Annotated in this window: 24 protein-coding genes; 12 read left to right on the forward strand and 12 right to left on the reverse strand. The window is 62.9% G+C overall.

Features of this window, described 5'->3' with window-relative positions:
• Positions 1-68 precede the first annotated feature (68 nt).
• Positions 69-890, reverse strand: coding sequence for a class I SAM-dependent methyltransferase (locus tag AC1DLT_RS16800; RefSeq protein WP_477487477.1), 822 nt, complete (start codon positions 888-890; stop codon positions 69-71).
• Between the two features lie 135 nt (positions 891-1,025).
• On the opposite strand from AC1DLT_RS16800, the gene AC1DLT_RS16805 reads away from it, so the two are divergent.
• A complete protein-coding gene (locus AC1DLT_RS16805) occupies positions 1,026-1,748 on the forward strand; it encodes a DUF2270 domain-containing protein (protein ID WP_477487478.1) in 723 nt (240 codons plus the stop codon).
• Positions 1,749-1,767: 19 nt separating this feature from the next.
• On the opposite strand, the gene AC1DLT_RS16810 is transcribed toward AC1DLT_RS16805, so the two are convergent.
• The 4 genes from AC1DLT_RS16810 to AC1DLT_RS16825 all read right to left on the reverse strand — a co-directional run bounded on the left by AC1DLT_RS16810 (position 1,768) and on the right by AC1DLT_RS16825 (position 4,692).
• Positions 1,768-2,031, reverse strand: coding sequence for an usg protein (locus tag AC1DLT_RS16810; protein WP_105401308.1), 264 nt, complete (start codon positions 2,029-2,031; stop codon positions 1,768-1,770).
• Between the two features lie 151 nt (positions 2,032-2,182).
• Positions 2,183-3,013, reverse strand: coding sequence for an ABC transporter permease (locus AC1DLT_RS16815; RefSeq protein WP_477487479.1), 831 nt, complete (start codon positions 3,011-3,013; stop codon positions 2,183-2,185).
• Positions 3,010-3,792, reverse strand: a complete 783-nt coding sequence (locus AC1DLT_RS16820) for an ABC transporter permease (RefSeq protein ID WP_477487480.1) — start codon at positions 3,790-3,792, stop codon at positions 3,010-3,012. Before AC1DLT_RS16820 ends, AC1DLT_RS16815 begins: the two co-directional genes overlap by 4 nt.
• Positions 3,793-3,912: 120 nt before the next feature.
• The gene (locus AC1DLT_RS16825) at positions 3,913-4,692 is read right to left on the reverse strand and encodes an ABC transporter substrate-binding protein (protein WP_038542752.1); all 780 of its coding nucleotides are present in this window, start codon (positions 4,690-4,692) and stop codon (positions 3,913-3,915) included.
• Here AC1DLT_RS16825 and AC1DLT_RS16830 point away from each other — a divergent pair.
• From AC1DLT_RS16830 to AC1DLT_RS16845, 4 genes are all read left to right on the forward strand, one after another.
• Entirely contained in the window at positions 4,691-4,924 is a 234-nt protein-coding gene (locus AC1DLT_RS16830) for a hypothetical protein (RefSeq protein ID WP_477487481.1), read from the forward strand. The genes AC1DLT_RS16825 and AC1DLT_RS16830 overlap by 2 nt on opposite strands.
• A gap of 78 nt (positions 4,925-5,002) precedes the next feature.
• The gene (locus tag AC1DLT_RS16835) at positions 5,003-7,435 is read left to right on the forward strand and encodes an OmpA family protein (RefSeq protein ID WP_477487482.1); all 2,433 of its coding nucleotides are present in this window, start codon (positions 5,003-5,005) and stop codon (positions 7,433-7,435) included.
• A gap of 108 nt (positions 7,436-7,543) precedes the next feature.
• Positions 7,544-7,774: a DUF4160 domain-containing protein gene (locus tag AC1DLT_RS16840; protein WP_477487483.1), complete on the forward strand. Its 231-nt coding sequence runs from the start codon at positions 7,544-7,546 to the stop codon at positions 7,772-7,774.
• Positions 7,764-8,222, forward strand: a complete 459-nt coding sequence (locus tag AC1DLT_RS16845; RefSeq protein WP_477487484.1) for a DUF2442 domain-containing protein — start codon at positions 7,764-7,766, stop codon at positions 8,220-8,222. Before AC1DLT_RS16840 ends, AC1DLT_RS16845 begins: the two co-directional genes overlap by 11 nt.
• On the opposite strand, the gene mobB is transcribed toward AC1DLT_RS16845, so the two are convergent.
• Genes mobB through AC1DLT_RS16865 form a run of 4 tightly spaced genes read right to left on the reverse strand, consistent with a single transcriptional unit; the run spans position 8,219 to position 11,548 of the window.
• The gene (gene mobB, locus AC1DLT_RS16850) at positions 8,219-8,731 is read right to left on the reverse strand and encodes a molybdopterin-guanine dinucleotide biosynthesis protein B (RefSeq protein ID WP_038542760.1); all 513 of its coding nucleotides are present in this window, start codon (positions 8,729-8,731) and stop codon (positions 8,219-8,221) included. The genes AC1DLT_RS16845 and mobB overlap by 4 nt on opposite strands.
• Positions 8,728-9,366, reverse strand: coding sequence for a molybdenum cofactor guanylyltransferase MobA (gene mobA / locus AC1DLT_RS16855; protein ID WP_477487485.1), 639 nt, complete (start codon positions 9,364-9,366; stop codon positions 8,728-8,730). The genes mobB and mobA overlap by 4 nt, the downstream gene beginning before the upstream one ends.
• Positions 9,366-10,592, reverse strand: coding sequence for a multidrug effflux MFS transporter (locus AC1DLT_RS16860; RefSeq protein ID WP_477487697.1), 1,227 nt, complete (start codon positions 10,590-10,592; stop codon positions 9,366-9,368). Before AC1DLT_RS16860 ends, mobA begins: the two co-directional genes overlap by 1 nt.
• Positions 10,593-10,642: 50 nt before the next feature.
• Positions 10,643-11,548 carry a DMT family transporter gene (locus AC1DLT_RS16865; protein WP_477487486.1) on the reverse strand — a complete coding sequence of 302 codons (906 nt, stop codon included), beginning with the start codon at positions 11,546-11,548 and terminating at the stop codon, positions 10,643-10,645.
• Positions 11,549-11,825: 277 nt separating this feature from the next.
• Between AC1DLT_RS16865 and AC1DLT_RS16870 the strand changes: the two genes are divergently transcribed.
• Positions 11,826-14,387 carry a methyl-accepting chemotaxis protein gene (locus AC1DLT_RS16870; RefSeq protein ID WP_477487487.1) on the forward strand — a complete coding sequence of 854 codons (2,562 nt, stop codon included), beginning with the start codon at positions 11,826-11,828 and terminating at the stop codon, positions 14,385-14,387.
• Between the two features lie 11 nt (positions 14,388-14,398).
• Here AC1DLT_RS16870 and AC1DLT_RS16875 read toward each other — a convergent pair whose 3' ends face one another.
• Complete coding sequence (locus tag AC1DLT_RS16875) at positions 14,399-15,277, reverse strand: LysR family transcriptional regulator (RefSeq protein WP_477487488.1); 879 nt, start codon at positions 15,275-15,277, stop codon at positions 14,399-14,401.
• Positions 15,278-15,406: 129 nt separating this feature from the next.
• On the opposite strand from AC1DLT_RS16875, the gene AC1DLT_RS16880 reads away from it, so the two are divergent.
• Positions 15,407-16,753 (forward strand): lactonase family protein, encoded by a 1,347-nt coding sequence (locus AC1DLT_RS16880; protein ID WP_477487489.1) that lies wholly within the window; start codon positions 15,407-15,409, stop codon positions 16,751-16,753.
• 63 nt (positions 16,754-16,816) lie between these two features.
• Here AC1DLT_RS16880 and moaA read toward each other — a convergent pair whose 3' ends face one another.
• Positions 16,817-17,806 (reverse strand): GTP 3',8-cyclase MoaA, encoded by a 990-nt coding sequence (gene moaA, locus AC1DLT_RS16885; RefSeq protein WP_477487698.1) that lies wholly within the window; start codon positions 17,804-17,806, stop codon positions 16,817-16,819.
• Positions 17,807-18,026: 220 nt separating this feature from the next.
• Here moaA and AC1DLT_RS16890 point away from each other — a divergent pair, with 220 nt between their 5' ends.
• Positions 18,027-18,401 (forward strand): gamma-butyrobetaine hydroxylase family protein, encoded by a 375-nt coding sequence (locus tag AC1DLT_RS16890; protein WP_038549149.1) that lies wholly within the window; start codon positions 18,027-18,029, stop codon positions 18,399-18,401.
• On the opposite strand, the gene AC1DLT_RS16895 is transcribed toward AC1DLT_RS16890, so the two are convergent.
• On the reverse strand, positions 18,402-18,881 hold the full coding sequence (locus AC1DLT_RS16895) for a MarR family winged helix-turn-helix transcriptional regulator (RefSeq protein WP_247038430.1): 480 nt from the start codon (positions 18,879-18,881) through the stop codon (positions 18,402-18,404).
• A 47-nt stretch (positions 18,882-18,928) separates the two neighbouring features.
• Here AC1DLT_RS16895 and AC1DLT_RS16900 point away from each other — a divergent pair, with 47 nt between their 5' ends.
• The 4 genes from AC1DLT_RS16900 to AC1DLT_RS16915 all read left to right on the forward strand — a co-directional run bounded on the left by AC1DLT_RS16900 (position 18,929) and on the right by AC1DLT_RS16915 (position 21,851).
• The gene (locus AC1DLT_RS16900) at positions 18,929-19,870 is read left to right on the forward strand and encodes an alpha/beta hydrolase (RefSeq protein ID WP_477487490.1); all 942 of its coding nucleotides are present in this window, start codon (positions 18,929-18,931) and stop codon (positions 19,868-19,870) included.
• A 70-nt stretch (positions 19,871-19,940) separates the two neighbouring features.
• Positions 19,941-20,549: a pyridoxamine 5'-phosphate oxidase family protein gene (locus AC1DLT_RS16905; protein ID WP_477487491.1), complete on the forward strand. Its 609-nt coding sequence runs from the start codon at positions 19,941-19,943 to the stop codon at positions 20,547-20,549.
• A 122-nt stretch (positions 20,550-20,671) separates the two neighbouring features.
• Positions 20,672-21,061, forward strand: coding sequence for a hypothetical protein (locus AC1DLT_RS16910; protein WP_038542779.1), 390 nt, complete (start codon positions 20,672-20,674; stop codon positions 21,059-21,061).
• On the forward strand, positions 21,045-21,851 hold the full coding sequence (locus tag AC1DLT_RS16915) for a M15 family metallopeptidase (RefSeq protein ID WP_477487492.1): 807 nt from the start codon (positions 21,045-21,047) through the stop codon (positions 21,849-21,851). Before AC1DLT_RS16910 ends, AC1DLT_RS16915 begins: the two co-directional genes overlap by 17 nt.
• Position 21,852: the final 1 nt, after the last annotated feature.

The raw sequence follows: 21,852 nt of genomic DNA on the forward strand, positions 1-21,852 counted from the left end.
CTTCTGGTGTCGCGGTAGAGTTGCCTCCAGTTGCACGCGCTCAAAGATTGATCCTGCAACCTCGATGATCATGATCTTGTCGTCAGCTTCGCGATCACCAGATGGCCCGGCGTCGGGTTGCCGTCCTGCATCCGCACATTGATGTCGGAGATTTCAAGAAGTTCGAAGCCGGTGGCCGTTAGGCGTTCGCGGATATAGGTTTCCGAATGGGCGAAACGCTGGTGCGGGCCGACGATATAGGACCGGCCGGCAAAAGCTTCCGGGGAGAGGGTCTCGGAAGAAAAGACGAACAAGCCGCCGGGAGCCATGTTTTCTGCCGCGCCGAAGAACAGCGGTTCCAGCGCGCCAAGATAGGGCAGCACGTCGGTGGCGGTCACCAGGTCAAAGGGCTCGTCGTCGTTGTCTTCGAGGAAATCCTCGACTTCGGCCACGTAAAGCGTCTCGTAGAGATCCTTTTCGTGGGCGATTTCAACCATGTTTTCGGAAATGTCGATGCCGGTGATGTCGTCGACCATGTCGCGCAGCGTGCCGCCGGTAAGCCCGGTGCCGCAGCCGAGATCGAGCATCCGTTTGAACGGCCCGAGCTTCAGCTCCTGCAGACGCTGGCGCACGATCACCGGCACCGCATAACCGAGCTGCTCGACGAGAATGTCCTCGAAGCTTTCGGCGTGCTGGTCGAACAGGGTTTCCACATAGGCGTCCGGCGCCTTGGGGGGTGTCTCGCCGCGGCCCATGGCCGCGATGCGGACGGCGGCACCGCCGTGGTCCTCGGGATCGAGCTCGAGCACCTGCTCGTAGGCCTTGACGGCTGCGTCGATATCGCCCGCCTTCTCCAGCGCCAGCGCGCGGTTATAGGCCTCTGCCAGGGCTTCCTCGTCGATCTTCTTCATAGCCAGCGTCCTTCTTTCGCAGGCGGCTTTAAGCCGATAGCCGGCATTTGTCCATCAGGGGGAACGCGGCGGGTGCTCATTCGTTGAGAGGTCAAAGCAGAACGGCTTTTTGAGAACCACCTCCGGGAGAAGGTCATGCCAGCCGATGAGGGCAAAAGCGTGCTGGAGCAGAATGTCGAGCGGCGCGCGCCGTCGCTGCCGATGACCTCCGCCGAAAAGGCCAATGTGATCATCCACTATTACCGCGGCGAACTCGGGCGGATGACCAGTTGGCGCGACCGCATCGACCGCACCTCGAACTGGTCGATCACGGTGGTGGCGGCGCTGCTGTCGGTCTCGCTGTCGACGCCGACATCGCATCACGGCGTGGTTCTGTTTGCGATGCTGCTGATCTCGCTGCTTCTCCTGATCGAAGCACGGCGATACCGCTTCTTCGACGTCTACCGCGCAAGGGTCCGCAAGCTGGAACGCCATTACTTCGCGCAGGCGCTTTATCCGCAGGCGGACCTCAAGCCCGACTGGGCGCAGGCGATCGCCAGCAGCCTGCGCAATCCCTGTTTCCTGATCAGCTACCGCGAAGCATTGTTTCGCCGGGTAAGGCGCAATTACGTCTGGATGTACGTCATCCTGCTGATGGCGTGGCTTTTGAAGATCTCGACGCCCAAGCTCCTGCCCAACGATACTGAGGCAGATGTCGTGTTCTCATGGTCGGAGGCGGTCAACAACGCCGCGCTCGGTCCGCTGCCAGGGTGGAGCGTGATTGCGCTGGTCGCGCTGCTTTATGCCGCCGTGATTTTCTCAGCCCTGCATCGCGAGCCGGACGAAGGCGAATTCGCCCATGGCGAAGTGCACGTCTGAAACGCGGAGCTGCTGTTTCTTAGTGCAGGATGATCTCGCCCTTGACGGCCCGCCATTCGCTTGCCGAGATCAGCTTGCGATGGACATAGCGGACGGAATGCAGCGGGCCGTCGAGCTTTTCCTGCCAGAACTTGAGAAATCCGTTCATCTCGGGAAAATCCGGGGCGAGGTCGTAGTTCTGCCAGACATAGCTTTGCAGCAGGGCGGGATGGTCCGGCAGGTGGTAGAAGATCTGGGCGGTCGTCAGCCCGTAGCCTTTCAGCATCATTTCCATTTCAGACATGCAAGCAGTTCCCGTTTGTTGTTTCGAGGTGACGTCGTTGCGTCACCTGATAGGAGAACATGCCATGTTTAACCGAAGCTTTACAATTCCACCTTAAGAGCACATTCGTGATAATTTACAGTATGTTAGCAGCTGTTTCGCCTGAGTGCTGCTAGCGCTTCAGATGGCGCGTCAGGCGCGCCTCGATGAAGGCCCAGAGATGCCGCAGCGCTTCGACGATGGCGAGGTAGAAAATCGCCGCCCAGAGATAGGTCTGATAGTCGAACGTGCGTGAGAAGGCGTAGCGTGTCTCGCCCATCAGATCGAAGACGGTGACGATCGCGACGACGGCCGATCCCTTGATCAGAAGCACAATCTCGTTGCCATAAGGGCGCAGTGCGACGATCAGCGCCTGGGGCAGGATGACCTTGCGGAAGGCATTGCGTTTCGAAAGGCCGAGCGCGGCCGCGCCCTCGTGCTGGCCGCGCGGCACGCTTTCGATCGCGCCGCGCAGGATTTCCGCCTGGTAGGCGGCGGTGTTGAGCGTCAGCGAGAAAAGGCCGCAATACCAGGCTTCGCGAAAGAACCACCAGAGGTCGACGGATTCGAGTTGCGGCTTGAAGCTGCCGAGCCCGTAATAGATCATGAACAGCTGGGCGAGCAGCGGTGTGCTGCGAAACACGTAGACATAGGCATAGGCGAGGCCGTTCAACGCCTTGTTTCTCGACATCCGGGCGAAGGCGATCGGTGCCGACAGCACGGCCCCGAGGATGACGGCGAGGCCGACCAGCGAAATGGTGGTCCAGAGGCCATGGAGATAGCGCGGGCCGTAACGCAGGAATTTATCCTCGTTCCAGCCGCTGATCATCATGAAGACGAGTGCGATCGCAAGGGCTGCCCAGACGAGCAGGACCAGGATGCCGGCAATACGCGCCGGCGCCAGCTGCCTGCCAATCATGGCTGGAGGCGCACGCGGCGGGATCAGTTCCTTGACGTAGCTCATCGACGGCCCTCCGAGCGTTTCGCCCAGCGCTCGATGAAGCCGAGCCCGACGGACGAGACCATCGCGAGGATCAGATAGAGCAGGCAGGCGATGCCGTAGAAGAAGAAGGCTTCCTTGCTGACGCGCGCCGCAATGCCGGTCTGGCGCAGGATATCGGCGAGCCCGATGACCGAGACATAGGACGTGTCCTTCAAGAGGATCAGCCACAGATTGGTGAGGCCGGGCAGCGCGATGCGGATGAGCTGCGGCAGGATGACGAGAAGCATGGTGCGCGAGCGGTGAAGACCGAGCGCGTCGCCCGCCTCGTACTGGCCGCGCGGGATCGCCCTGAAGGCCGACAGCAGGACCTCGGAGGAATAGGAGGAGAAGACGACGGCGAGCGCCGCCATGCCGGCGAAAAAGGCGTTGATTTCGACGCGCCCAGCGTAGCCGAAGGAGGCGAGCACAGCCTGGATGAGGATCTGCAAGCCGTAATAGACGATGAACAGGGTCAGCAGTTCGGGCAGGCCGCGGAAGATCGTCGTGTAGATGCCGGCGGCAAGCCTCAGCAGTTTGTCCTTCGATTGCGCCGCAAGTGCGATCAGGAAGCCGATGACCAGCCCGACAGGCAGTGTGGCGAGCGCGAGCGTGATCGTCACCTTGACGCCGAAGGCGATCTCGTCGCCCCAGCCGGCCTCGCCGCAGGCAACGATGCTACCGGAACCGAACAATGAAAAAAGCCCGACGGGCCCGCAAAGCGGATCCAGCGCCGAAAGGAGGGCGGAAAAGAATCCGCTCATAAGGTCGTTTTCCCCTGCGGCCTTTTTGTGTGCCGCTTTTGTCTTGTATTGATGCCATTAAAAAGAAAAACGGCGGAAGGGCAAGCCTCCCGCCGGGCGTTAACCGGGTTCTCCGGTCGATTACTTGCCGTAGGCGTCGAAATCGAAATACTTGTCGTTGATGGCCTTGTATTTGCCGTTGGCGCGGATCGCGAGGATCGCGGCCGAGAACTTGTCGGCCAACGCGGTTTCGCCCTTGCGGACCGCAATGCCCGCACCTTCGCCATTGATGTCGACGTCGATCGGCAGGGGGCTGAGGATCTTGCAGCACTTGCCGGCGTCCGACTTGATCCACTGCGACAGCACGACGATATCGTCGATGACGGCGTCGATGCGGCCGTTGGTGATGTCGAGCTTGTATTCGTCGGCAGTCGGATAAAGCTTCAGCTCCGAATCGGGCATATGCTTTTCGGCATAGTTCGAATGGGTGGTGGAGCCTTGCGCGCCGATCGTCTTGCCCTTGAGGCCGGCGGCGGTCGCTTCCTTGATCGGCGAATCCTTCGGGACGGCGATGGCCGGCGGGGTGTTGTAATATTTCTTCGAGAAGGTGACCTGCTCCTTCCGCTCCGGTGTAATCGACATGGAAGCGATGATGGCATCGAATTTCTTCGACTGCAGCGCCGGGATGATGCCGTCCCAGTCATTGGTGACGAAGGTGCAGGTGACCTTCATTTCGTCGCAGAGCGCCTTGGCGATATCGATGTCGAAACCGGTGAGCTGGCCGTTGGCTTCCAGGTTGTTGAAAGGCGGGTAGGCGCCTTCGGTGCCGATCACGAGTTTCTCCTGGGCCATCGCCGAACCGGCGAAAAGCGACAGGGCGGCGATCGAGGCGGCAGCAAGGAATCGGGTGGAAATGTTCATGTTGATCCTCTCTGTTGGCAACCCTGCGGTGTTGGTCTTTTTCGGCCGCAGGAAGACGGGGCACGCGTGCGGGCGCGCCCCGAATGGATTTTTAGATACCCGCTCGCAGAAAATTGCAACGGCATTTTACGTGCACGTCTGCCTGGGTTTTGCCGATGAACAATACATTCATGCGAGGTTCAGGCCGTCGGCAACAGGCTGCAACGGAACCATTTTGGTGCAATACAGTTGAGCCGCCGCGTAAGTCCGCCGAAAAAGGCAATAAAGGACGCGCATGAAAGGGATGACACCCCTAGAAGAGGAAATGTCCATGTCGAAAAAATTCAGACTGTTCGCCAGCGTCGCAGCACCTCTCGTATCGCTGCCGCTGATGCTTCAGCCGGCCGGTGCCGCCCCCTTGAGACCCGCTTTGGAGATGAGACCCGCCATCGAGGCCGGCCGGATGCCGGGCGTCATCGAGGTGCAGCAACAGGTCATCATTCCTCCGGATGCGCAGGAAGGCGAGGGACAGCAGCGCCGCCGCAAGCCTCAGGAGGGGCAGCAGCAGGCTCCGGCCGAACGGCCGCAGGCGCCGCCTCAGGCCCAGCAGCAGGAACAGCCGCAGCGCCAGCGCAAGGCTGAGCCGGAAGCCGCCCCCCGTGAGGCTGCGCCTCGCGAAGCTGCTCCGCGGGAAGCCACGCCGCGCGAAGCTGCCCCCCGCGAAGCAGCACCACGCCAGGCGCCGCAGGCCGAGCGTCCGGCAGCCGAGGCGCCCGCGCAGGAACGTCCGCGCCGTCAGCAGCAGGAGACCGGCCAGGGGCAGGGCGGAAACGATGCTCAGCCGCGCCGCCCGCACGAGCTGCCGACCCCTCCGGCCGAGCCGCCGGCCGCAAGGGAAGCCCAGCAGCCGAAGGCAGCTCCCGCTGAAAAGCAGGCCGAAACGCCGAAGCCGGAGCGGCCGGCAACCAATCGCGCCGCGACGCCGGAAGCCGCACCCGAGGCTCCCCCTCGCCGCGATGCCCAACAGCCGAAGGAAGCGCCGGCCGGGAAGCAGGCAGAAACCCCGAAGCCGCAGCCACCTGCCACCAATCGTGCGGCGACGCCGGAAGCAACACCCGAAAAGCCGGCCAGCGGCAATGCCCAGCAGCCCAAGGCAGCTCCCGCTGAAAAGCAGGCCGAAACACCAAAGCCGACACAGCCGCCGGCTACCGATCGCGCCACGGCTCCGGGAGCAGCACCCGAAAATCCGGCTCGCGGCAACGCAACGAGCCAGGCGCCGGCTCAGGTCCCTGGACAGGCTCCGGGCACCGGAACCGCGCAGGACAGGCGCAACCAGCAGCCGCCGGCAAATGGCCAGGCCGCGCCGGGTCAGCCGCCTGCCGGCGAAACGCCGCGCCGTCAGACGACCGAAGGACAGCCAGTGGTGCCTCAGGGTCAGCAGGTGCCGGGCCAGCCGCAGGGCCAGCAGGCGACTGGCGCTCAGCCGGGCGCCCAGCCGACCGCGCCCCAGACGGCAACCACGCCTCAGCAGGTCGAGCGCGCCAAGGAGCTTGCCAAGGATCCGGCTGCGGCCAAGAGCGGTGAACAGGTCGTATTGCCCGTTCAGAATGGTGCCGCCGTGCTCGACAGCGCCAAGGAGGCGCCTTCCGCACGTCCGCCACGAGACGGAGAACGTCCGCGCCGTCAAGCTCCGCAACAGGCCGACCAGCAGCAGCTTGCACCGCCGAAAACCGATGCAGAGGCTCAAGGCAGCACGCGTGCTACCCGCGAGCAGCTGCAGGAATTTCGTCAGCTGTCGGAAGAGCGCGGTCAGCGCCTTGACCAGCGTCCGCAGTTCGAACGGCCCCGCGGTTGGGATTTCCGCGACGCAGCCGGCCTCGGCGGCAGCCGTGACCGCAACGGCGATCGCGACCGCGATGGCAGCCGTGTGATCATCTCGATCGACAACCAGACCGTCGTTCGCCATGACGACAGCCGTCGTTTCTACAACGATCGCGATCGGGCGCCGCAATACGAGCAGCTCCGCGATGGCCGGGTGCGCGAAGTCATCGTGCGCGACGACGGGACGCGGATCGTCACCGTCCGCAACAGCTATGGCGAGATCGTCCAGCGCTCGCGAATCGTCAGGGGCGGCGAGGAATACGTGCTCTATTATTCGCCGGAGCTGATGGATAACCGCCGCGGCCGCGACTACGTCTGGCGCGATCCGGGCGACGACCTGCCGCCGATGCGGCTGAGCGTGCCGCTCGACGACTACATCATCGATACCTCGACCGAGCCGGACCGGGATTATTACGAGTTCCTGGAACAGCCGCCGGTCGAGCGGGTCGAGCGGGTCTATTCGCTGGACGAGGTGCGCTACTCCGCCCGCATCCGCGATAAGGTGCCGCGTATCGACCTCGATACGATCACCTTTGCGACCGGCAGTGCCGAAATCCCGATGAACCAGGCGAGCTCGCTGCGCAAGGTTGCCGACGCGATCAGCAAGGTTCTGAAGCGGGATCCTTCCGAAACCTTCCTGATCGAAGGTCATACGGATGCGGTCGGTACAGAGGACAGCAATCTCGTCCTCTCCGACGAGCGCGCCGAGAGCGTTGCCCGGGTGCTGACGGACGCATTCGGCATCCCGCCGGAAAATCTGGCGACCCAAGGTTACGGCGAACGTTACCTGAAGGTGCGCACCGACGGTCCCGAACAGGAAAACCGCCGCGTGACCGTGCGCCGCATCACCCCGCTGGTCAAACCGGTCGCTTCGAATCGGTAACGGTCTCGGACACCTCAAACCAAGCCGCCGGAGCGATCCGGCGGCTTTTTTGCACCTTGAAATAGTGCGCATAATGCACTATTTTTGATGGCGCCGCGGGGATGGGTGATGCCGACTATCGTAAAACTCGGAAATCTGAAGATCCAGATTTTTGCCGGCGATCACCATCCACCTCATTTTCATATCGTTACGCCGGATCACGAAGTCCTGGTCCGTCTATCCGACTTGGAAATTCTTGCGGGCTCCATCGATCGGCGAAGCCTGGAACGCGCATTGGTTTGGGTACGGGAAAACAGGAAGGTGTTGAATGAAGCCTGGGAGAGCCTCAATGAAAGGTGAAGAGATCGTCACCGTTGGTGGACCTTTGCCGAGGATAGCGGACGCCGATGCGCTCGACGGGCGTAAGGTGAGAATTGTCTGGGAAGATGGAGAGACGAAGGTCGTCGATCTGGCGCCCGCACTGGAAAACCGCCGCATCTACATTCCGCTTCGACACGACGATGATCTCTTCCGGCAGATGCGGGTCAGCGAATATCGCAACGCATTGGAATGGCCGGGGGAGGACCTTGAATTCTCGGCGGTATGGCTCGCCGCGTTACCGCCGGTCACATTCGACAACGATGATTTTCGCACCGCTATGGATAAGCTCGGCATGACATTGGACGGCATGGCGTCGGCCTTGGAGATCTCGCGCCGGCTCGTTGCCGACTACCGCAAGAACAAGCCTATTCCTCGCCATGTCGCGCTTGCGACGCGCTATCTTGTAGAACACCAGGGCAAGGCTTAGGGGCTAAGTCCCGTCACCTGGGCGATGAAATCGGCAATCGCGTTCGTGTCGTCGAGATCGAAGACGGGGAGGGTGGCGTCGGTCACCGGGTGGTCGGCGGCGATGGCGACGATGTGGGGATCGCTGGGCGCCAGCGGTTCGCGGTTGTTCGCCTCGAGGCGGCGGGCTTCGATCTTCGGGACAGGTTCGCGTTTGTAGCCCTCGATCAGCACCAGATCGCAGGGGGCGAGGCGGGAGAGGATTTCCTCGAAGCTCGGTTCCGGCGCGCCGCGCAGTTCGTGCATGATCGCAAAACGCGTACCGGAAACGATCGCCACTTCGTGGGCGCCGGCGGCGCGGTGGCGGAAGGAATCGGCACCCACCTTGTCGATGTCGAAATCGTGGTGGGCGTGCTTGATCGTCGAGATCGCATAGCCGCGGCGGGTAAATTCCGCCACCAGCCGCACCGCCAGGCCCGTCTTGCCGGAATTTTTCCAGCCGGAAATGCCAAAGACGCGGGGAGAGGTCATGAAAGCTCCTCGGCGAAACGACGCGCCTCTTGAAGATCCTCGGGCGTGTTGATGTTGAAGAAGGGATCGAGCAGCCCCTGGCGCGTCTCGACCATCGGGAATTCGACGGTCGCCATGCGGTGACGTTCGAGGAAAGCCTTTATCCGCCGATTGTCGGGATCGGAGAGCCAGGTTTCCAGATCACTGGTGATGGAAACCGGCCAAAGCCCGAAGACCGGATGATCGCGGCCGTCCGAAGCAGCGATGACGATCGCGTTCGGATCGCCCGCCTCAGCTTCGAGCCGGGGCACGAGATCGGCGGGTACGAAGGGGCTGTCCGAGGGGACGGTAAGGAGATGGGTCGTTGGAACGCCGCGCGTCCGGATGTCACGCAGGCCGGCGAGCACGCCGGCGAGCGGGCCTATCTGCCCCGGAACCGGGTCCGGCAGTAGGCGTAAACCGAGCGGATTGGGGAAACTTGTCGGCGCGTTGAGGGTGATTTCCGAGATCTGGGGTAGGAGCCGCCGCACCATATGGGCGAGGATCGTGTCGTGGCCTATCGTGAGAAAAGCCTTGTCGATGCCCATGCGGCTCGATTTGCCGCCGGCAACAATCAGGCCGGGAGGTTTGTCGGGAGGAGCGGCGGGCGCGGTCATCAGTCGTCGTCCTTGGTCGGGATCGCGCCGTCACGGCGGTCGATATGCCGGACATAGACGGTGGCGACGAGCGCAAGAATGGTCGTGACGCCCATGACGACGAGAAGCGGCATGGCGCCGCCCTCGTCCTTCAGCACCGTTGCGGCAAGGGTCGATAGTGCGGCACCGCCACCGACGGTGATCGCGCCGCCGAGCCCGGAAGCCGAGCCCGCGAGATGCGGCCGGACGCTGACGATGCCGGCATTCGAGCTTGGCAGGGTGAGGCCGTTGCCAACGCCGGTGAGCGCCAGCGGTGCGAAAAAGGCAAGGGGCCAAGGCGCTTCTGCGGCGAGGAATACGGCGGTGATAAGGACGCCGAGCAGGCTGACCACGCTGCCGGAGATCATCATCGCCATCGTGCCGAAATGGCGGGTGTAGCGACCGGAAATAAAGTTGCCGATCATGTAACCGGCGGCGATCAGGAAGAACTGCGCGCCGAGCATGGTCGGAGAGAGGTGATAGATCGCCGTGCCGACGAAGGGTGCGCCGCCGAGGAACGAGAAGAACACGCCTGACGAGAAGGTCGAGGTGAACGTATAACCCCAGAACCGGCGCGAGCGGAAAAGGTCCGGCCAGCTGCGGAACTGGGCGATGAAGCTGGTGGCCGGCAGGCGGTTCGTTTCGCCGAGATCGGTGAAGACGAGCGTCAGGGTCAACAGGCCGAGGCCGAGCATCAAGGCGAAATTCGCTTCCCAGCCGAACATGTCGTTGAGCGCCCCGCCGATCGTCGGGCTGATCATCGGCACCAGCGACATGCCCATGGTGACGTAGGCGATCATCGAGGCGGCGCTCTCCATCGGCACCGTATCGCGGATGATCGCTCGCGGCAGGACGAAACCTGCGACGACCGCCGTCTGCAGCAGCCTTCCGATCATGAACACGGTGACGTTTGCGGCTACCAGGCAGATTACGGTGCCGACCAGCATGATCAGGATGCTGCCGATCATCACGCGGCGGCGGCCGAAGAGGTCGGAAAGCGGACCAAGCACCAGCTGCAGCACGGCGGTGCCGGCGATATAACCGGATACGGCCAGCTGCATGACGGCATATTCGGTACCGAAATGGGTCGCCATGGCGGAAAGCGACGGCAGGAAGACGTTGAGCGAGAGGGCGGCAAGTCCGGCGCAGACGACGAGCGTCACGATATGGGGCGGGGTTCGTCTGTCCAGAAATCGGCTTTGCTGCACGTCGTCTTGTCCTTTCACGCTGCCTTTCGGCTCTTTCGTCCGGCCGGTCGTCAGGCAGGCGGGGCGGCGGCTGCCTTGCCGGTGGCGATGCCCTGCCGCTTGCGTTCGCGATAGAAGGTATAGAGGCCGGAACCGATAACGACGGCCGCGCCCACCAGCATATAGGCGTTCGGACGTTCGCCGAAGGCGAAAATGCCGATGGCCAATGCCCAGAGCAGGCCGGTATAGCGGAACGGCGCTATGAAGGAGATCTCGCCTGTCCGCATCGATTGGATGACGGCCTGATAGCCTGCGAACACCATCACCGAGGCAATCGCCAGATGCCCGAGCGCATAGGTGCTGACCGGCTGCCAGCCGCCCATCGGCACGACCAGGATCGCCCCGAGAATAGTGTTGGCGAGCGACGTGAAGAGCGTCACCGTCAGCGAAGGAATGTCGGCCTTTATGCGCTTGGTGGTGAGATCGCGGCATGCCGTGCAGCAGCAGGCGATGACGGCAAGCACCGCGGCCGGCGTGAAGCCTTCCGGACCCGGGCGGATGATGATCAGCACGCCAAGGAAGCCGATGCCGATCGCCGTCCAGCGCCGCCAGCCGACAGGCTCGCCCAGGAAGAGGGCAGCACCTAACGTCACGGCAAGCGGCAGCGCCTGCATGATCGACGAAATGGCGGCGAATTCGATATGGGCAAGTGCCGAGAGGAAGGACAGGGTGGCGCCAAGCTCGAACAGGGTGCGCAGCAGCACCAGTGGATGCATGACCGCCTTGGCCGAAAGGGTCACGCCCATGTAGCGCGCCACACAGTAGATCAGAACCGTCGCCATGACGCCGCGCACGGCCATGATCTGGGGGATGCTAAGCTCCGAGGTGACCGACTTGACCAGCGCATCGTTGCAGGTGAAAGCCGCCATGGCGAGCGACATGAATAACGCGCCCCGCGAATTTTCAGACCATGCCATCTGCGAGATTCCTCCGGTATCCGGTCTCTTAAAGCAACGACTTACGCATCGCCAGCCTGATTGCCTCCCGGGCGGTACTCTTTTGGATAGCGGCGGGAAATTCCGATATCCGACACAGTGTAATAATATGATTTGTAAGGGTCCCGAATTAACCGTTGTTCAACCGAATTTGACGATTGTGAAAGCCATTCATTCCCGCATGACGCTGGGATCGTGCCGTTGCTGTTTCGCGAATGCGCTGACGCGAAGCTGCTTCTGGTTTGCAGTTGGGGGAAAAATGTCTTTCATCGATCGTCTTCTTCAGAGCCGTAGGATCGTCACCAAGGTCCTTCTTTTTGTCATCCCGCTGGTCCTTTTGATCGCCGGGGTAGGCCTTGCGGGTTATTATACGGCCAGCATGCTGAACGGTCATATGACGGTGACGCGTGCGACGATCGAGAACATCGGCGATTTCGAAAATCTCCAGGCGGTTCTCCAGGAATTCAACGGCAAGCCCGACAATGCATCGCTTGCAGCCCTGAAGGCGGCCATCGACAAACAGGAGAGCGGCGTCCGCGTGCTCGGCGGGCTGCTCGTGACAGCCGGGGACCGCGAGCGTATCGCCGTCGTGACCGGGCTTGCGCCCAGGATGCGCGCCGATACGGACATGCTCTGGAAGATAAAGCAGAGGCGCGACGAAAACGCCGCAGCGCTCGACGACAGCATCGACAATGTCCGCACCGTCGCGACAGGGGTTTCCGATCAGGTCGCCAACGTCCGAAAGCAGTTCGAAGGCAAGGAAAAGTTCGCCAAGGGCATGGTGCTGGAAGCCTATGCCTACAAGGCGATCGCCGAACAGATCGGCGAGCTTCGCAATTCCGTCAAGGAGACCGGTACCGACGACGGCGCGATCAGCACCGCCGACATGTATCTCGGCATTCTGGACAAGACCTTCCAGGAAGTTCAGGCCTTCCTCACCCCGAACGGTATCAAGCAGCTGAAGCCGATCAACGATGCGATCGCTGCTCTTGCTGCCACCATCAAGGGCAGTCAGGACGTTCCGGAAAAGGCAAAGGCGATACGCGACACCGTCGCCGGCATGGAGAAATTCCAGGCTAAGATGGAAGCGGAAGTCACCAGCAAGGCCGGCAACGCGGCCAGCCGTTTCGCCAGCATCGAGGGAGAGGTCGCGAGCCTGCGCACGCTTCTCGACCGCAGCGCTGAATCACTGCGCCTGATCGACGCCATGCAGCTTTATGTCGAGCGGCTGCGCGCCACCCAGACGGAGGACGCGCGCAAGGTCGTCCTCGACGTTATGGCAAAGCTGAAGGATGCCAGCGCGGAAGTTTCCGAGCTCGCCAGAAACCCGGCCATGCGCGAGTTCTCGACCACGCTTCAGCCCCGCCTGAAATCGATCGAGGAGGATACCGCCAAGCTTCTGTCCATCGCCGCCGACTGGAAAAAGGCCCGCGCCGCCGCCGGCGAGACGCTGACGGGCGGCATGGCCKGCCTCAAGAATTTCGTGGCCCAGGCCCAGGAGGTCGGCAAGGAGGACAGCGAGCGTTCCGCCCAGCTGTCGCTGATCGCCATGGTGGTCGGCACGCTGCTCGCCATTGCCGGCGGCCTGATGCTGGTGGAAACGCTGCGCGGCCCGCTGCGTCGCGTTACCGAAGTGATGAAGCGGCTCGCGGACGGCGATCTCGAGGTCAAGATCGAAGGCCGCGAACGTGGCGACGAGATCGGCGACATGGTTCGCTCGGTCACCGTCTTCCGCGATGCAGCCGTCGAAAATGTCCGCCTCGAGCAGGATGCCGCTGCAGCCCGCGAGCTCTCGACCGCCGAGTCCGAGCGCCGCGCCTCAGAGCGTGCCCGCATTGCCGGCGAACAGCGCCAGGCGCTGACCGCGCTCAACGACATGCTCGGCAAGCTTGCCGAGGGCGACCTCGAGCGCAGCATGGACGAAAACCTGCCGGAAGACTTCATCGAGATGGCACGCACCTACAACCAGGCCGTCGAGGCGCTCCGTGCCACGCTCGCCGACGTGCGCTCGACCGCTGAAGAAATCGACGGCGGCACCGGCAATCTCGCCGCTTCGGCGGACGATCTTGCCCGCCGCACGGAACAGCAGGCGGCAGCGCTCGAACAGAGCTCGCGTGCATTGCGCCATCTGAGCGAAATCGTCCGCTCGACGGCCGAAAGCGCCAAGCAGACATCCGTCTCGGTCAACGAGACGGAAGATTTCGCGGTTCGCTCCGGCGAGGTCGTATCCCGCGCGGTCGATGCCATGGGCGAGATCAGCCGTTCCTCCGAGAAGATCGCGACGATCATCGGGGTTATCGACGAGATCGCCTTCCAGACCAACCTGCTGGCGCTGAATGCCGGCGTCGAGGCGGCCCGTGCCGGCGAGGCAGGCCGCGGCTTTGCGGTCGTCGCCCAGGAAGTCCGCGAACTGGCACAGCGCTGCGCCGGTGCTGCCCGCGAGATCAAGGGCCTCATTTCGGCAAGCTCGACCCAGGTGAGTAACGGCGTGCATCTCGTCGAGGAGACCGGTACGGCGCTCACGGAGATCATCACGCACATCACCGACGTCCGCAAACTGGTGTCCCAGATTTCGGCGGCCACCGGCGAGCAGTCGACCGGCATCAACGAAGTCACCAAGGCGGTTCAGGAGGTCGAGCTGATCACCCAGCGCAACGCGGCGATGGTCGAGGAAAACAACGCCGAGATCCACGGCCTGCGCCAACGTGTGGAGACGCTGTCAGAGAAGATCGAGCGCTTCAAGACGCGCGACCCGAACATCAGCTTCCATGCCGGCGCCAACGAACGCCGCTCGGGCTTCCGCCGCAGCGACGCTGCCTGAAGTCCGGACAGTCAGGCAAGCGCCGAGACCGTTTCGAGGAAGCGCTGCCCGATTGCGGAAAGCTGCGGTTTCAACCAGGACGCCGCCATCGGCAACGATGGCGGCGTCGGCGTGACCGGCCGGAAAACGACGCCGGGACGCGGCAGGCGGGACAGGCCGCCTGTGACGAACCCCATTCCGACCCCCGCCGCCACCAGGCCTGCAAGTGTGGTCATGGGTGTAACCTCCTGCACGACGCGCGGGCTGATGCCCTGGTCCCGGAAGAGAGCGATGACCCTGTCGTAGATGCTCGGTCCGATGGAGCGGGGTGCGAGAAGAAAAGGTTCGCCCGCTAGGTCGGAGAGCCGGATCTCGGTTCGCACTGCAAGCGGGTGGCTTTCCGGCAATGCCAGGACGAGATGCTCGGCCGGCAGTTCATGGATCGCGAGTTCCGGATTGGCGAGCGGCGGATGCAGGACCGCCAGATCGATCGTTCCCGTCATCAATGCGGTTTCGAGTGATGGGGAATTGAGTTCGACAAGCTCTATCTCGACCTGCGGATAGCGTTTCCGGAATGCCTGCACCGCTTCCGGCAGAATGCCGTAGAAGGCGATGACCGTGAAACCCAGCCGCAGCCGGCCGACTTCGCCCCGAAACGCCCGTAGAGCCTGCTGCCGGGCGACCTCGGCATTTTCGATCGCCCGGCGGGCGGGTTCGAGGAACGCCTGGCCGGCCGGCGTCAGCGCGACGCTGCGGCGATCGCGCGCAAAGAGGTCCGTGCCGATCTCCAGCTCGAGGGCGCGGATGCGCTGGCTGAGCGAGGGCTGGGTGAGGTGCATCCTCTCGGCCGCCCGGCGGAAATGCAATTCTTCGGCGACCGCCACGAAGCAAGCCATGGAGCGAATATCCATCGACATTCCTGATGTATTTTGCCTATCACAGATAATGGAATTCCGATTGGAACTCTATCAGACTGGACCCTATTCTCCCTTCAGGCAATAGGCGGCAGGTGACGCCGCTTCTCGGAAGGAGAATGGATCATGAAGGCATTGGCTTTTCTCGCGGGCACGGCCCTTTCGTTGGTTACCGTGGCGTCTGGTACTGCTGCTGCACAATCGGCCGATATCCTCGGCGCGATATCGGCCGGTCGCGTCGCCGTCATCTCCGACGGCGACTATCTGGCGCGCACCTATGCCGATTCCGTACTGGCTCCGAAGGAGGCCGGGCACAGGGACGTGCTCACCATTCTTTCGATAGCCAATGGCCGCGTGACGAGAGGTTCACTCCCCGTCTCGAACTCGGTGACGGCGGCGCCTGAAATCCTGGAACTGACGCCAGACGGGCGCACGACATTCGTGACCGAACGATTGGGCGAGCGGCCGGATGGCGGCGGAACGGTCAGGGATCTGCCGCCCGGCAGACGGCTGTTTGCCGTCGATCTCTCCGACCCATCGATGCCGAAGCTTGCCGATACGGTGGAGATCGGCATCAATCCGGAGGCATTGGCCGTCAGCCCGGACGGGCAGCGGGTGGCGGTCGTCTCCAACACCGCCGATGCGGCCCTGCTTCAGATCGTCGAATTTGCCGATGGCCAATTCGGTGAGGTCGCCCGCTTCGATCTGGCCGAACTCGGCATAACCGGATCGCTGGACGCTCCGCGGGGTGGTGTGACGGCGACCAATGTTCAATGGCATCCTTCCGGGCGGTTTCTGGCGGCCAATATCAACACGCAGAACCGTGTCGCGTTCTTCGAATTTTCCGATAGCGATCAGAAGCCTGCCTTGCAGCCCTGGGGAAACACCGTGGAGGTGGGTAGGGATCCCTTTGTCGGCCGCTTCACGCCGGATGGCCGCCATTATCTGACATCGAACTGGGGGCGCGATTTCACTGCGACCAGCCTCGACGGCCGCATCCCGAATGCGTTCTCCACCATGACCGTCGTCCGGCTGGCGGATCCCGAGGCGTCCGAAGCCCGGCACGAGCGGTTGATGACTGTCGACACCGGCGTCTCGGCCGAGGGAATGGCGGTGAGCCCGGATGGCCGGCTTGTCGCGACGATCAACATGCGCGGCACGTCCTTCCCGCCCGGTTCTCCGCGTCATGGCCGCGAGGCGGCCGTATCGCTTCTGACGTTCGATCCGGGCCCGGGCAGGCTGCACAAGGTTGGCGACTATACGTTCGAGGGCGTATTGCCCGAAGGCGGTACCTTCGACCTGACGGGCGATCACCTTCTCGCAACCGTTTTCGAGGGACATCAGGGCGCAGGCCCTGAGACCGGGGCAGGGCTTGAAGTCTTGAGGGTGATCAAGGGCGATACACCGTCGCTGCAACGGATCGGGCGGGTGGCCTTGCCGCACGGAGTGCATCATGTTGATGTTTCGCGATGATCGCTGAGTGATCGCTGGACGGCGGCAGCGGTCGCCGCTGCGATGCTTGCCGCCCGAGCGTTGTCACCCGCCGGTGACGCTCATGTGGCGGGCGACGGCGGGGCGTTTGTGGGTGCGGTCGATGATGAAGTCGTGGCCCTTGGGCTTGCGGGTAATCGCTTCGTCGATCGCGGCCGACAGGTAGTCGTCGTTCTCGGAAGCGCGCAGCGCCGTGCGCAGGTCGGCCGCGTCGTTCTGGCCGAGGCACATGTAGAGCGTGCCGGTGCAGGTGAGGCGCACGCGGTTGCAGCTCTCGCAGAAATTATGGGTCATCGGCGTGATGAACCCTAAGCGTCCGCCGGTTTCCTGAACTTCGACATAGCGGGCAGGGCCGCCGGTCTTGTAGGGGATTTCGGTCAGCGTGAACTGTTCTTCGAGATCGGCGCGCAGCTTGGAGAGCGGCAGATATTGGTGGGTGCGGTCCTCGTCAATCTCGCCCATCGGCATGGTCTCGATGACCGTCATGTCCATGCCGCGGCCATGCGCAAAACGCAGCATGTCGGCGATCTCGAATTCGTTGAAATCCTTCAGCGCCACGGCGTTCAGCTTGATCTTCAGCCCGGCCTTCTGGGCGGCGTCGATGCCTTCCATGACCTTGTGATAATCGCCCCAGCGGGTGATCGCCTTGAATTTTTCCGGGTTCAGCGTGTCGAGCGAAACATTGATGCGGCGCACGCCGCTGTCGTAAAGTTCGTCGGCGTATTTTGCCAGCTGCGAGCCGTTGGTCGTCAGCGTCAGCTCATCGAGAGTGCCGGCCTTGACGTGCTGGCCGAGCTCACGCACCAGAAACATGATGTTCTTGCGCACCAGCGGCTCGCCGCCGGTCAGCCGGATCTTGCGGACGCCCTTGGAAATGAAGGCGGAACAGAGCCGGTTGAGCTCCTCCAGCGTCAGCAGGTCCTTTTTCGGCAGGAAGGTCATATTTTCCGCCATGCAATAGGTGCAGCGGAAATCGCAGCGGTCGGTGACCGAGACACGCAGATACGTGACCGCGCGACCGAACGGATCGATCATCGGCGCCTTGTCGGCGATGATCGGCGCTGCTCCTCCGACCGGTCCTGCGAAACTGTTCACGTGGCATTCTCCCTTACCCTGAAAGTGGGCGTTTCGAGCCGTCGCGTCAAGTGTACGACATCGATCAGATAGAACGATGCTGGACGCAAAACAGCTTGCGGCGAAGCGCCGTAGCTCCTAATCCTCCGCCAGGCATATGACAATCGGGAGCCTGAAAAGCATGAGCGACATTTGGCCGACGGAACTGCGGGTCTCCAAGGACCGCCACACGCTGAACGTCACCTTCAGCGACGGCGCGGCCTATCCCTTGTCGGCGGAAACGATGCGCGTACTGTCGCCTTCGGCGGAAGTGCAGGGTCATGGTCCCGGCCAGCAGGTGACCGTGCCCGGTAAGCGCAACGTCGGCATTGCGGCGATCACTCCGGCCGGCAATTATGCTGTGCGGATCCGTTTCGACGACGGCCACGACAGCGGCATCTTCACCTGGCCTTACCTGCGCGAACTCGGCGAGCGAGGCGCCGAGCTGTTTGCCGACTATGAGCGCAATCTGGCCGAAAAGGGTCTGTCGCGCGATCCGCCGCAACGGACGCGGTGATCACACCGGTTCGCGGCTGTCCTCACGGACCTCCGACTGCAGGGTGACGATCAGCCGCTCCATCGATTCGGCCATCGCCATGCATTGATCCAGCGGCTCGGAGGAGAGCGTACGCTCGATCAGCGCCGTCTGGATGCCCATCGCAGCTTCCGTCACCGCGCGGCCCTCCTCCGTCAGGTAGAGGCGCAGGACGCGCTTGTCCTTGCTGTCACCGCGTCGCTCGATCAGCCCGCGCTTTTCCATCTGCGGCAACGCCATGCTCATGTTGGAACGTCCCACCAGCAGCTTGCGGGCAAGCTCCTGCTGCGAAATCCCTTCGAACCGGTAGAGATTGATCAGGATGTCGAGATGCGGCGGCTTGATGTCGAGTTCGGCGAGCTCGCGGGTCAGCACGGTTTGCATCAACTGGCAGGCGCGGGCGACGGCAATCCAACTGCGAAAACGCGGATGATCCCAAGGGAGGGATTGATTTTTGTTCATCGTTGTACTTTATTGTTCAATATTGAACATTATCGGGTTTTCTCACTATGTCATCCTTTGCACTCAAGGTCACCCGTTTCGCGTTTGCCGTCCCGGGACGGCTTTTCCCCGATACCGCGGCCAAGCTCGCCTTTCGGCTCTTCTGCCTGACACCCTCGCGCCGTCCTAGAGGCGGCAAGGCTCTGGCGATGGAGAACGAGGGACGCGAACGGCTCGCGGCCACCCAGAAAATCCCGCTCACTGTCGGAAAATCGACGGTGATGGCCTATCGCTTCAACGGCGACGGCAAGCCCGGCCGGCCCCGTTACCTGGTCGTGCACGGCTGGGGTTCCAATGCCGCCTATATCGCCGCCCTGCCTGCGGGCCTGGCCGAAAACGGCGCCGAGGTCGTGGTGCTCGATTTTCCTGGTCACGGGCTTTCCAGCGGCCGCAGCCTCAACATGCGACAGGCCGTCGAGGCGATCGTTGCGGCGGAGAACCGGTTTGGCCATTTCGACGCAGCAGTCGGTCATTCGTTCGGCGGTGCGAGCATGATGCTCGCTGCTGGCGGGGTGATGAAAGACGTCGGCATGATCTCGCCCTCGAAACTGGTGGTTATCGGCGCGCCGAGCCATATCCATTGGCTGTTCGACGACTTTTCGCGGATGGTCGGCCTGCCGCCGCGCGTCAAGGCGCTGCTGATTAGGCGGGCGGAAAAGGTAGCCGGTGCCTCGCTCGACGACTTCGATACGGTTGCGAGCGCCGCTCGGTTGGGGACGCCCCTGCTGGTGGTGCATGCCGAGGAGGACAAGGAGGTCGCCGCCGACCACGCCCGCCGCTTCGAAGGGCTTGCCACGGCGCGGCTCGAATGGGCGAACGGGCTCGGACATCGCCGTATCGTCAGCGATCGCGGGGTGGTCGAGACCATCGCCGCCTTCCTGACGGGCGATGGCCGGCCGTTGCGCGAAACCTCCATCGTCGACAAGCCCGGCAACGACGCCGCTGCTTGATCCACAGGAGACGTCATCATAGTGTCGCCCGCGCGGGCTAAGGCCCGCCGATACCGGAAGGGGGCGAGCCATGACCATCATCACATCCGTCGAGGAACTGAAGGCGATCTATGACGGCGTCTCGGAAGCTTCGCTCGCCAAGGTGACGAAGACGCTGACCACGGAATACCGGCAGATGATCGAGGCTTCGCCCTTTGTCGCCTTCTCGACCGTGGGGCCGGAAGGGCTCGACTGCTCTCCGCGCGGCGATCTTGGCGGGGCGGTGCGTATCCAGGACGATGCAACCCTGCTTCTGCCCGACTGGCGCGGCAACAACCGCATCGATTCGCTGATCAACATCGTGCGCGACCCGCGCGTGGCGTTGATGTTTCTCGTCCCCGGTTCGAACACTGCGATGCGCGTCAACGGCCGCGCCGTGATCTCGGTGGAGCCTGCGCTGCTCGAAAGCTTCGAAATGGACGGCCGGCATCCGCGCAGCGTCACGGTCATCACCATAAACGAGGTCTATTTCCAGTGCGCCCGCGCTCTGATGCGCGCCGAACTCTGGAACCCGGAGCATTTCGTCGACCCGAAGAGCCTGCCGACGCCCGGAACGCTCCTGAAGGCGGCCAAGGCGGATTTCGACAAGGAGACCTACGACCGGGAATGGCCGGAGCGCGCCGCCAAGACGATGTGGTAGATACCGCGCCGGCGTTTTCTTCGTGAAGAAGGCGTCCATCGTCGGTGTCCTCATGGACATTTTCAGCGCTCGAGGCAACAATCGAATCGACCCGCCACAGGGGACGGGGCACGGGGGACTTTATGAAGTTTGGAACCGGCTTTGCGGCGGTGATCCTGGCTGCGACGATGTTCGGCGCCCAAGCGGCGCGGGCCGACCAGTTGATCGAGGAATATACGGCCTTCATCGGCGAGGCCGACCTGTACAATTCCAACAATGTGCGCCTGCAGGAGCCGTGGCAGATCATCCGCCAGGACCGCGCGAATTTTCATCGCTTCGGCGTCTCGCAACGCGGTGACCAGAGCGACAGCTTCTTCGCCGATGCCGGCAATCGGGAACTCGTCGAGCGCATGATCAGCCGCGGCACCATCGACCGGGCCGCCCGCAACGCCGTCGTTCGCGGGAATGTCATGATCAACGTGCAGATCTTTCGAGGGCCCCGCGGCGATTACGTCAATGTCCTGGTCTACTGACAGGCCGTTCCTCCGGTCGGCAGCCCTGATGCTGTCGATCCTCGTCTGTGGCCCAGGCGAGGCGCGCGAATTGCGCCTGGAGGAGAAGATCGCGGCCCTCGTGAAGGCCTATCCCGACATGATCGTGGCCAGCCGCGACGGCAGGCTGATCATGAAGGAGGGCGCGCCGATTCCGATCGACGACGGGATCAGGCGCAGCCATGCGCAAATGCTGGCAGAGGGCGATGTCGAGGACAGCCTGTCTCAGGCATATCGGCCCGGCTCCTGCGAATACCGCCCGCCGGTCGATTCCGATCCGGGACGCATCCGCAGCGACGACTTGATGAAGCGCCTTTATGGCGCGAGTGCCAATGCCGTGCAGTCGAGCCTTGTGCCGGTCGCATGGTTCGGAGAGACGTTGCGGGTCACCAGCCGTAACGGGGTCGACAAGGCGCTCGCCGCCGTCCGGGATGAGCTTGCCACCGACCCGGGCCTGAAAACCTACCTGACGCCGTCGGCCGGCGTCTTCAACTGGCGCAAGGTTGCGGGACAGACCAATCTCTCCGTCCACGGTTTTGGCGCGGCGATCGATCTCAACACGAAACACGCCGATTACTGGCTGTGGTCGGGAGGCAAGCCCGGCAATGTCCCGAACTACAAAAACCGCTTTCCGATGAAGATCGTCGCGGCATTCGAGCGCCATGGCTTTATCTGGGGCGGTCGCTGGTATCACTACGACACCATGCATTTCGAATACCGCCCGGAACTGCTGGTCATCGCCGCTGCCGCCGGCGTCTCGGCCTGCGACTGAG

The organism is Neorhizobium sp. 05N33, assembly GCF_056397445.1.

Excerpts from the sequence above, each read along its gene's own strand:
- AC1DLT_RS16915 (WP_477487492.1), top strand. The coding sequence starts at position 21,045 with ATGTCCTGGTCTACTGACAGGCCGTTCCTCCGGTCGGCAGCCCTGATG.
- AC1DLT_RS16890 (WP_038549149.1), top strand. The coding sequence starts at position 18,027 with ATGAGCGACATTTGGCCGACGGAACTGCGGGTCTCCAAGGACCGCCAC.
- AC1DLT_RS16810 (WP_105401308.1), bottom strand. The coding sequence starts at position 2,031 with ATGTCTGAAATGGAAATGATGCTGAAAGGCTACGGGCTGACGACCGCC.
- AC1DLT_RS16815 (WP_477487479.1), bottom strand. The coding sequence starts at position 3,013 with ATGAGCTACGTCAAGGAACTGATCCCGCCGCGTGCGCCTCCAGCCATG.
- AC1DLT_RS16840 (WP_477487483.1), top strand. The coding sequence starts at position 7,544 with ATGCCGACTATCGTAAAACTCGGAAATCTGAAGATCCAGATTTTTGCC.
- AC1DLT_RS16910 (WP_038542779.1), top strand. The coding sequence starts at position 20,672 with ATGAAGTTTGGAACCGGCTTTGCGGCGGTGATCCTGGCTGCGACGATG.
- AC1DLT_RS16865 (WP_477487486.1), bottom strand. The coding sequence starts at position 11,548 with ATGGCATGGTCTGAAAATTCGCGGGGCGCGTTATTCATGTCGCTCGCC.
- AC1DLT_RS16875 (WP_477487488.1), bottom strand. The coding sequence starts at position 15,277 with ATGGATATTCGCTCCATGGCTTGCTTCGTGGCGGTCGCCGAAGAATTG.
- AC1DLT_RS16905 (WP_477487491.1), top strand. The coding sequence starts at position 19,941 with ATGACCATCATCACATCCGTCGAGGAACTGAAGGCGATCTATGACGGC.
- AC1DLT_RS16830 (WP_477487481.1), top strand. The coding sequence starts at position 4,691 with ATGTTGATCCTCTCTGTTGGCAACCCTGCGGTGTTGGTCTTTTTCGGC.
- mobB (WP_038542760.1), bottom strand. The coding sequence starts at position 8,731 with ATGACCTCTCCCCGCGTCTTTGGCATTTCCGGCTGGAAAAATTCCGGC.
- AC1DLT_RS16805 (WP_477487478.1), top strand. The coding sequence starts at position 1,026 with ATGCCAGCCGATGAGGGCAAAAGCGTGCTGGAGCAGAATGTCGAGCGG.
- AC1DLT_RS16835 (WP_477487482.1), top strand. The coding sequence starts at position 5,003 with ATGTCGAAAAAATTCAGACTGTTCGCCAGCGTCGCAGCACCTCTCGTA.
- AC1DLT_RS16820 (WP_477487480.1), bottom strand. The coding sequence starts at position 3,792 with ATGAGCGGATTCTTTTCCGCCCTCCTTTCGGCGCTGGATCCGCTTTGC.
- AC1DLT_RS16800 (WP_477487477.1), bottom strand. The coding sequence starts at position 890 with ATGAAGAAGATCGACGAGGAAGCCCTGGCAGAGGCCTATAACCGCGCG.
- AC1DLT_RS16825 (WP_038542752.1), bottom strand. The coding sequence starts at position 4,692 with ATGAACATTTCCACCCGATTCCTTGCTGCCGCCTCGATCGCCGCCCTG.
- moaA (WP_477487698.1), bottom strand. The coding sequence starts at position 17,806 with ATGATCGATCCGTTCGGTCGCGCGGTCACGTATCTGCGTGTCTCGGTC.
- mobA (WP_477487485.1), bottom strand. The coding sequence starts at position 9,366 with ATGACCGCGCCCGCCGCTCCTCCCGACAAACCTCCCGGCCTGATTGTT.
- AC1DLT_RS16845 (WP_477487484.1), top strand. The coding sequence starts at position 7,764 with ATGAAAGGTGAAGAGATCGTCACCGTTGGTGGACCTTTGCCGAGGATA.
- AC1DLT_RS16895 (WP_247038430.1), bottom strand. The coding sequence starts at position 18,881 with ATGAACAAAAATCAATCCCTCCCTTGGGATCATCCGCGTTTTCGCAGT.
- AC1DLT_RS16880 (WP_477487489.1), top strand. The coding sequence starts at position 15,407 with ATGAAGGCATTGGCTTTTCTCGCGGGCACGGCCCTTTCGTTGGTTACC.
- AC1DLT_RS16900 (WP_477487490.1), top strand. The coding sequence starts at position 18,929 with ATGTCATCCTTTGCACTCAAGGTCACCCGTTTCGCGTTTGCCGTCCCG.